Here is a 6,142-nt window from a genome sequence, read left to right as displayed (position 1 = left end):
GGCCAAATCTGGGCCGCCGCCCATGTCGACGAGGACTGGAACATCGAGCATTGGGGCGTGGACGAGGAGGCAGCTCGCCGCCGGGCCACGCGGGCACGGGATTTCGACGCCGCCGTGGCGGTCTTGACGGCTGTGAACGAGCCCGCGGCCAAAGGTCCTTAACGAGAGGTTTACGACGCCGGCGTTACGGTGGGGGGCGTACTCCCCCTCCCGTGCTTCGTTGGGCCCCCATAAGATGCCGACGCCGGTCACGTCCATCCTTCCCGTCAGCGCCCCCAGCCCCGCGGCTGGTGCGACGACGCCCGACCTCGTGCTTCAGGCCGGCAGCGTCGTCGATGCCAGGGTCGTCAGCGTGATGGCCGACAATCTGGTGCGGATCGCGATCGCCAACCTCTCGATGGACGTGATGTCGGAGGTCTCGCTGACGCCGGGGCAGAATCTCCAGCTCGCGGTATCGCAGAACGACGGCACCATCCGCCTCGCAATATTGGGCGGAGCAGGCGAGGCGGCTACCGATCAGATCACGCTGACGCCGCGTGCGGCTTCGCTGGTGGACGGCCCGCCGCTGGCGACGTTTGCGGGCGCGACGCGCAATACGCTGACGCCGTTGGAGCAGGCCGCCGTCACCACGGCCTCGGCCGAGGCGGTGACGAAGCAGGGCAGCCAGGCGCCGCTCTTCGCCAATCTGGCCTCCGTCGTCACCGGCAGCAATCTGCCGGCGGGGCTGAAGCAGGCGGTGCTCGACGTGCTGGCGCAACAGACGCCGCTCGACACCGGCCTCGAGGGTGGTGATATCGAATCCGCATTCCAGAAATCCGGCCTGTTCCTCGAAGCCTCGCTCGCGGCGGGCACGAGGCCATCCGCAGGCGCGACGCCGGATCTGAAGGCCGCGCTGCTGGTGCTGCGCCAGACGCTGGCAACGCTCGAGACCGCCGCACCGCAAGGCACTGCGATTCCAACTGCGTCCGCGGCGACACCGCAAGCCGCCGCCGCGCCGGCTCAGCTTGCAGGTGAGGCCGCGCAAACGGCATCGCCGTCGACCGCTCCCGAAAGCGCTCAACAATTGCAGCCGCGCAACGCCAATTTCGCCGCGGCCGTGCTGGCCGACGTCGCCGGCAGCGCTCCGCAGGCCGCGATGCCGCGCATGTCCGCGGGCCTTGCCGCGAGCTTGCTGCAGGAGGTTACGCAGAACCTGCCGCGCCTGACCGGCAACGTCCCGGGTTCCAACAAGGCGGTGCCCGACGGCCATATCGTCGAGGCCGCCGCGCGCGCGACGCCACCGCCGTTTCGCGGCGCGCTGCCGGCGCCGCAATCCATTGCCTCGCCATCGCTCGCGCCGGACACGCCGCTCTCCGCAACGGTGCATCGCCTGCTCGACGACACCGATGCCGCGATCGCGCGGCAGACCCTGCTCCAGGTTGCTTCGCTTCCCGATCGCACCGATGCCAGCGGCCACCGCGTCGATCCCACGGTGCCGCAGTGGAATTTCGAGATTCCATTCGCGACGCCGCAAGGCACCGCGATGGCGCAGTTCGAGATCTCGCGCGACGGCGGCAATGAATCCGCCGATCCCGCCAAGCAAGCTTGGCGCGCGCGCTTCACGCTCAATGTCGAGCCGGCCGGCCCGGTGCATGCGTTGATCACGCTGAACGGCGACAAGACGTTCGTGCGGATGTGGGCGGAGCGGCCGGCGACCGCGCAGCAGCTCCGCGCCGGTATCGGTGAGCTCAACCAGGCCCTGGTGAGGGCCGAGCTCACGCCCGGCGACATCCTGGTTCGCGACGGCACGCCGCCGCAACCGGCACCGGCCCGCGCCGGCCACTTCCTGGATCGCGCCACATGAGCGATCCATCCAAGCTCGCGATCGCCCTGCACTACGAGAAGGGGTCTGGCGCGCCTGTCGTCGTCGCCAAGGGCAAGGGCACGATCGGCGAAAAGATCGTCGAGATCGCCAAGGCCCACGACATCCCGATCGAGGAAAACGAGGTCTTGGCCGGCGCGCTGTCCAAGGTCGAGCTCGGCGAGGAGATCCCGCCGGACCTCTACAAGGCCGTCGCCGAGGTCCTGGTGTTCGTGCTGCGGCTGTCGGGCCGGGGGCGGTAGGTCCTACCTGTCATCGTTTCACCATGGAGCGTCTGCATGGTCGCGGCCGCTTTCATCAGTCAATGGACATCGCTCTTGCTCACCCGCCGCTCCACTCTCGGCCTTCTTGCCGCATCTGCCATCCTGCCGCAGCGCGCGCTCGCCCACGTCGCACCGCCGCGCAACGAGATCCGCGACAGTCTCGCAAAGCGCTTCACCGACCTCGGCACATCAGGCACCTTCGTCGGCTACAAGGTCGAGGATTATCTGATCGTCGCCAGCGACAAGGAGCGCTCGGGCGAGGGCAAGCTCCCGGCCTCGACCTTCAAGATCGCGAATTCGCTGATCGCGCTCGAGACCGGAGTGGTCGGCGATCCCGACAAGGACGTGTTCGCCTGGGACGGCGTGAAGCGTCCGATCGAGGCCTGGAACAAGGATCACACGCTGCGCAGCGCGATCGCTGTCAGCGCGGTGCCGGTCTATCAGGAGATCGCGCGGCGCATCGGGCAAGAGCGCATGCAGAAATATGTCGACGAGTTCGACTACGGCAATCGCGATATCGGCGGTGGCATCGACCAGTTCTGGCTCACCGGGAATTTGCGCATCGATCCGGTCGAGCAGATCGATTTCGTCGATCGGCTGCGCCGCCGCGCGCTGCCGGTCAGCAAGCGCAGCCAGGATCTGGTCGCTGACATTCTGCCGGTGACCAAGGTGGGCGAGACCGTCATTCGCGCCAAGTCGGGCCTGCTCGGTGCGGAGCGCGGCGAGCCTTCGCTCGGCTGGATGGTCGGCTGGGCCGAGAAGGGCGAGGCGCACACGGTGTTCGCGCTCAACATGGATTGCAAGGAGCCGCGCCTCATCGGCGAGCGCATGCCGTTGACGCAGGCCTGCCTTACCGAGATCGGCGCGATCTAGCGAGCGCGCCTGCGTCTCTCTCAACGTCATTGCGAGAAGCTCGCGACAAAACTGCGAAGCAATTTTGCGCTGATGCGCCGAAGCAATCCAGAGTCTTTCCGTTGAGGCAGTCTGGAGTGCTTCGCTGCGCTCGCAATGACGGGGCGGCGAGGACGCTGCTCTCATGCCCTAACCCAGCTTGAATAACGCCTGCAAGAACTCCTCCACCGCCTTGCGCGCCTCCGCGGCCGTCTTCGGATTGCCGCCGACATGCGGGTTCAGCTCGACGCAGGAATCCTTGTAGGTGAAGGGCGCATTGGTCTCCCCATTCATCAGCACGCCGCCGTCGCCCTCTTTGATACGGCAATTACGCACGGTCTGCGCATTGGCCGACACCGCAACGGTGCTGACGCCGAGCAGGCCGCTGTCGAATCCGTGCGCACTGTCAGGGTATTCGGTCAGCACCACGTCGCGGCCCGCGGCCTTGAGCCGTTCGACGAACGCCTTGCAGCTCTTGACGGGATTGTAGTCGTCGGGCGTGCCGTGGAAGATGCGGATCGGGCGCGCGGCGACCTCGCTATCGCCGACGTACGTCGTCGAGCAGTCCGGATAGAACGGGACGTACGCCGCGAACTGGATGCCCGACTTGTTCCAGAGCTTGTGGAAGCGCTCGAGGCTTGCATAGAGCGTCGCCTGTCCGCCGCGGGAAAAGCCCATCAGCACGATGCGATCAGGATCGACGCGCGGGTGCTTCGCCAGGATCTCCAGCGAACGGTGGATGTCGATGATCAGATTGAGCCGGCCGAGCAGCGCCTGGTTCGGCCCGACCACCGTCAGCCCGCGGCCGGTGAAGCCGTCGATCACGAAGGTCGAGATGCCCATGGCGTTGAAGGCGTGCACCCAGGCTTCCGTGGTGGCGCCGACGCCGCTCGAGCCGTGCATCAGCACCACGACGGGGAGCTTACCGGTCCCTTGCGCGAAGCGGAATTCGCCGGCGACCGTCACCGGCTTGCCGGCGGCGGCATCGCCGCTGAGGAATTGCTGGTCGGAGAGGGTGAGGGAGGGGATTGGGTAGATCTCGGCCCTGACGGCGACTTCCTTGGGCAGGGATTGCGCGTAAGCGAGCCCGGCGGAAGCGCAGAGCGCAATGAGCGTTGCAACGACGCGGAATGCCGTCGGCATCGGATCCTCCCTTGTGATTTTGCGGAAGTAGACCAACCAGCCTGCGCGCTGTCAATTTTGTCGCAGGGTGACCTCAGCCCTTGTCGGCCTTCTTCGCCGTCAGCGCCTGGTCGATCGCAAAGCCGCCGATCTCGCTCATCGCCTGCGAGATCACGTCGCCCTTGCGGGCAAAGCCGGCGGAGAGGAAATCGAACTGCGTCCGCGCCAGCCGCAGCACCTCGATCGGCACGGAGACCGCGGTCTGGTTGAAGTTGTCGACGGAGGCCCGCAAGCTGTCGAGCTCCGTTGTCAGCTTGCCGATATGGCTCTCGGCATTCTGCATCAGGCCGATCAGCTTGCCGCGCTCGGCATCGAAGGCGGCGCGCTCGGCCGCGGCTGCCGCAGTGACCTCCGCAAGCTGCGCCCGCAGCACCTCGATCTGGCTGACCATGGCATCGGAGGCGAGCTCGGCGGCCTCGCGCAGCTCGGCGTTGCGCGTGCTCTCGGCCTGCTGCTCGTGAAAGAGACGCTCGGCCGACATGGCCCGCTGGCCGAGCTGCTCGATCAGGCTCGCGGCACGCAGCAGCATTTCGCCGTTCCGCCCCGACACCATGCTGGCCATGCGCCGCAGGAAGTCGACGGTTTCGGACGATGAGTTCGGCGGCAGGGGAACGACCGTCGCGGACATGTGTGATGCCAAAGCCAGGGCAAGATGACCGCCGCCGTACCGACTGGGCTCACGCAACATTCGGCGCCTGATCGCGAGTGCGAAGCAAGCCTGAATCGGCAGGCCCGGTCAACTGGCCGGCGCCCGGTTCAGGCGTCCTTCTGCCGCCCGATCCGGCCCAGATGCGTGAAGCCGAAGCCGGCGGAATATTTCAGGCCATAGCCGAGTGCCCGATCGATGCCGATATGGGCGAGCCAGATCAAGGCGATGGACAGGGTGAGCGGCGAGCCGAGGCCAAAGCCGAGAGTCAGCAGCGACACCGGCGCCATGTAGCTGTGGGCGGCGTTGTAGACCAGCGCGCCGAATTTGGCGTCGGACAGGTATGCCAGGAAGCTCAGATCGGGGACGAAAAAGAGAAGGGCAAAGACCAGCCAAGAGCCGTCCCAGGACCAGTAAAGCATCACCATCCCGATAAACAGGGTGAGGCCCTCCAGCCGCAGCAGGATGTTGACGCCGCCCGTCGCAGCACCTGTCTCGGTCGTTCCTTCGTCCATGCGCACCTCCCGGGCAAAACTCTGAAATCTCTCGCGCTTTTAGCCCGGACAGGGCAGCCCTGCGACGCCGAAAGGCGCTTCCCGGTCCGCAAAATGCCGTGTTAGAACCCCCGGCAAGCGTGGCTTAGTTAAATACTGGCGGGAGCAAATGAAACACATCCTGGACGCCCTTGAAGATCGTCGTGCCGGCGCAAAGCTTGGCGGCGGGGAGAAGCGCATCGAGGCGCAGCACGCCCGCGGCAAGCTGACCGCGCGCGAGCGCATCGAGCTCCTGCTCGACAAGGGATCGTTCGAGGAATTCGACATGTTCGTCGAGCACCGCTCCACCGAGTTCGGCATGGAGAAGAACAAGGTGCCGGGCGACGGCGTCGTCACCGGCTGGGGTACCGTGAATGGCCGCAAGACCTTTGTGTTCGCGAAAGACTTCACGGTGTTCGGCGGCTCGCTCTCGGAAACGCACGCGCTGAAAATTACAAAACTTCAGGACATGGCGATGAAGGCGCGGGCGCCCATCATCGGCCTCTATGACGCGGGCGGCGCGCGCATCCAGGAAGGTGTCGCCGCGCTCGCCGGTTATTCCTACGTGTTCCGCCGCAACGTGCTCGCCTCCGGCGTGATCCCGCAGATCTCCGTCATCATGGGCCCCTGCGCCGGCGGCGACGTCTATTCGCCGGCGATGACTGACTTCATCTTCATGGTGAAGAACACCAGCTACATGTTCGTCACCGGCCCCGACGTCGTGAAGACCGTGACCAACGAGGTCGTCACGGCCGAAGAGCTCGGC

Annotated in this window: 7 protein-coding genes and 1 pseudogene; 5 read left to right on the top strand and 3 right to left on the bottom strand. The window is 66.2% G+C overall.

What is annotated here, in order from left to right; all coding sequences use genetic code 11:
* The 4 genes and pseudogenes from SE92_RS37075 to blaOXA all read left to right on the top strand — a co-directional run.
* A pseudogene (locus SE92_RS37075) lies at positions 1–162 on the top strand (ATPase); the annotation flags it as partial.
* A gap of 73 nt (positions 163–235) precedes the next feature.
* On the top strand, positions 236–1,843 hold the full coding sequence (fliK, locus tag SE92_RS07060; RefSeq protein WP_063195079.1) for a flagellar hook-length control protein FliK: 1,608 nt from the start codon (positions 236–238) through the stop codon (positions 1,841–1,843).
* Entirely contained in the window at positions 1,840–2,103 is a 264-nt protein-coding gene (locus tag SE92_RS07055) for an EscU/YscU/HrcU family type III secretion system export apparatus switch protein (protein WP_063195078.1), read from the top strand. The genes fliK and SE92_RS07055 overlap by 4 nt, the downstream gene beginning before the upstream one ends.
* 36 nt (positions 2,104–2,139) lie before the next feature.
* Entirely contained in the window at positions 2,140–2,997 is an 858-nt protein-coding gene (gene blaOXA, locus SE92_RS07050; protein ID WP_063195077.1) for a class D beta-lactamase, read from the top strand.
* Between the two features lie 168 nt (positions 2,998–3,165).
* Here the strand turns inward: blaOXA and SE92_RS07045 are convergent, their stop codons facing one another.
* The 3 genes from SE92_RS07045 to SE92_RS07035 form a co-directional block, all read right to left on the bottom strand.
* Positions 3,166–4,158 carry a dienelactone hydrolase family protein gene (locus SE92_RS07045; protein ID WP_063203379.1) on the bottom strand — a complete coding sequence of 331 codons (993 nt, stop codon included), beginning with the start codon at positions 4,156–4,158 and terminating at the stop codon, positions 3,166–3,168.
* Between the two features lie 73 nt (positions 4,159–4,231).
* A complete protein-coding gene (locus SE92_RS07040; protein WP_063195076.1) occupies positions 4,232–4,825 on the bottom strand; it encodes a hypothetical protein in 594 nt (197 codons plus the stop codon).
* Positions 4,826–4,953: 128 nt separating this feature from the next.
* Complete coding sequence (locus SE92_RS07035) at positions 4,954–5,358, bottom strand: DUF4260 domain-containing protein (protein ID WP_063195075.1); 405 nt, start codon at positions 5,356–5,358, stop codon at positions 4,954–4,956.
* Positions 5,359–5,506: 148 nt separating this feature from the next.
* Here SE92_RS07035 and SE92_RS07030 point away from each other — a divergent pair.
* A partial coding sequence (locus SE92_RS07030) for a carboxyl transferase domain-containing protein (protein WP_283806758.1) occupies positions 5,507–6,142 on the top strand: 636 nt, incomplete at its 3' end.

The organism is Bradyrhizobium sp. AT1 (assembly GCF_001590795.1).
In the GTDB taxonomy this organism is placed as follows: Bacteria; Pseudomonadota; Alphaproteobacteria; order Rhizobiales; family Xanthobacteraceae; genus Bradyrhizobium.
The sequence above is the reverse complement of the archived record's forward strand: the minus strand, read 5'-3'. Positions and strand labels throughout refer to the sequence as shown.

What these genes read in the sequence shown, in the direction of transcription:
- fliK (WP_063195079.1), top strand. Translation starts at nt 236, where the DNA reads ATGCCGACGCCGGTCACGTCCATCCTTCCCGTCAGCGCCCCCAGCCCC.
- SE92_RS07055 (WP_063195078.1), top strand. Translation starts at nt 1,840, where the DNA reads ATGAGCGATCCATCCAAGCTCGCGATCGCCCTGCACTACGAGAAGGGG.
- SE92_RS07045 (WP_063203379.1), bottom strand. Translation starts at nt 4,158, where the DNA reads ATGCCGACGGCATTCCGCGTCGTTGCAACGCTCATTGCGCTCTGCGCT.
- blaOXA (WP_063195077.1), top strand. Translation starts at nt 2,140, where the DNA reads ATGGTCGCGGCCGCTTTCATCAGTCAATGGACATCGCTCTTGCTCACC.
- SE92_RS07035 (WP_063195075.1), bottom strand. Translation starts at nt 5,358, where the DNA reads ATGGACGAAGGAACGACCGAGACAGGTGCTGCGACGGGCGGCGTCAAC.
- SE92_RS07040 (WP_063195076.1), bottom strand. Translation starts at nt 4,825, where the DNA reads ATGTCCGCGACGGTCGTTCCCCTGCCGCCGAACTCATCGTCCGAAACC.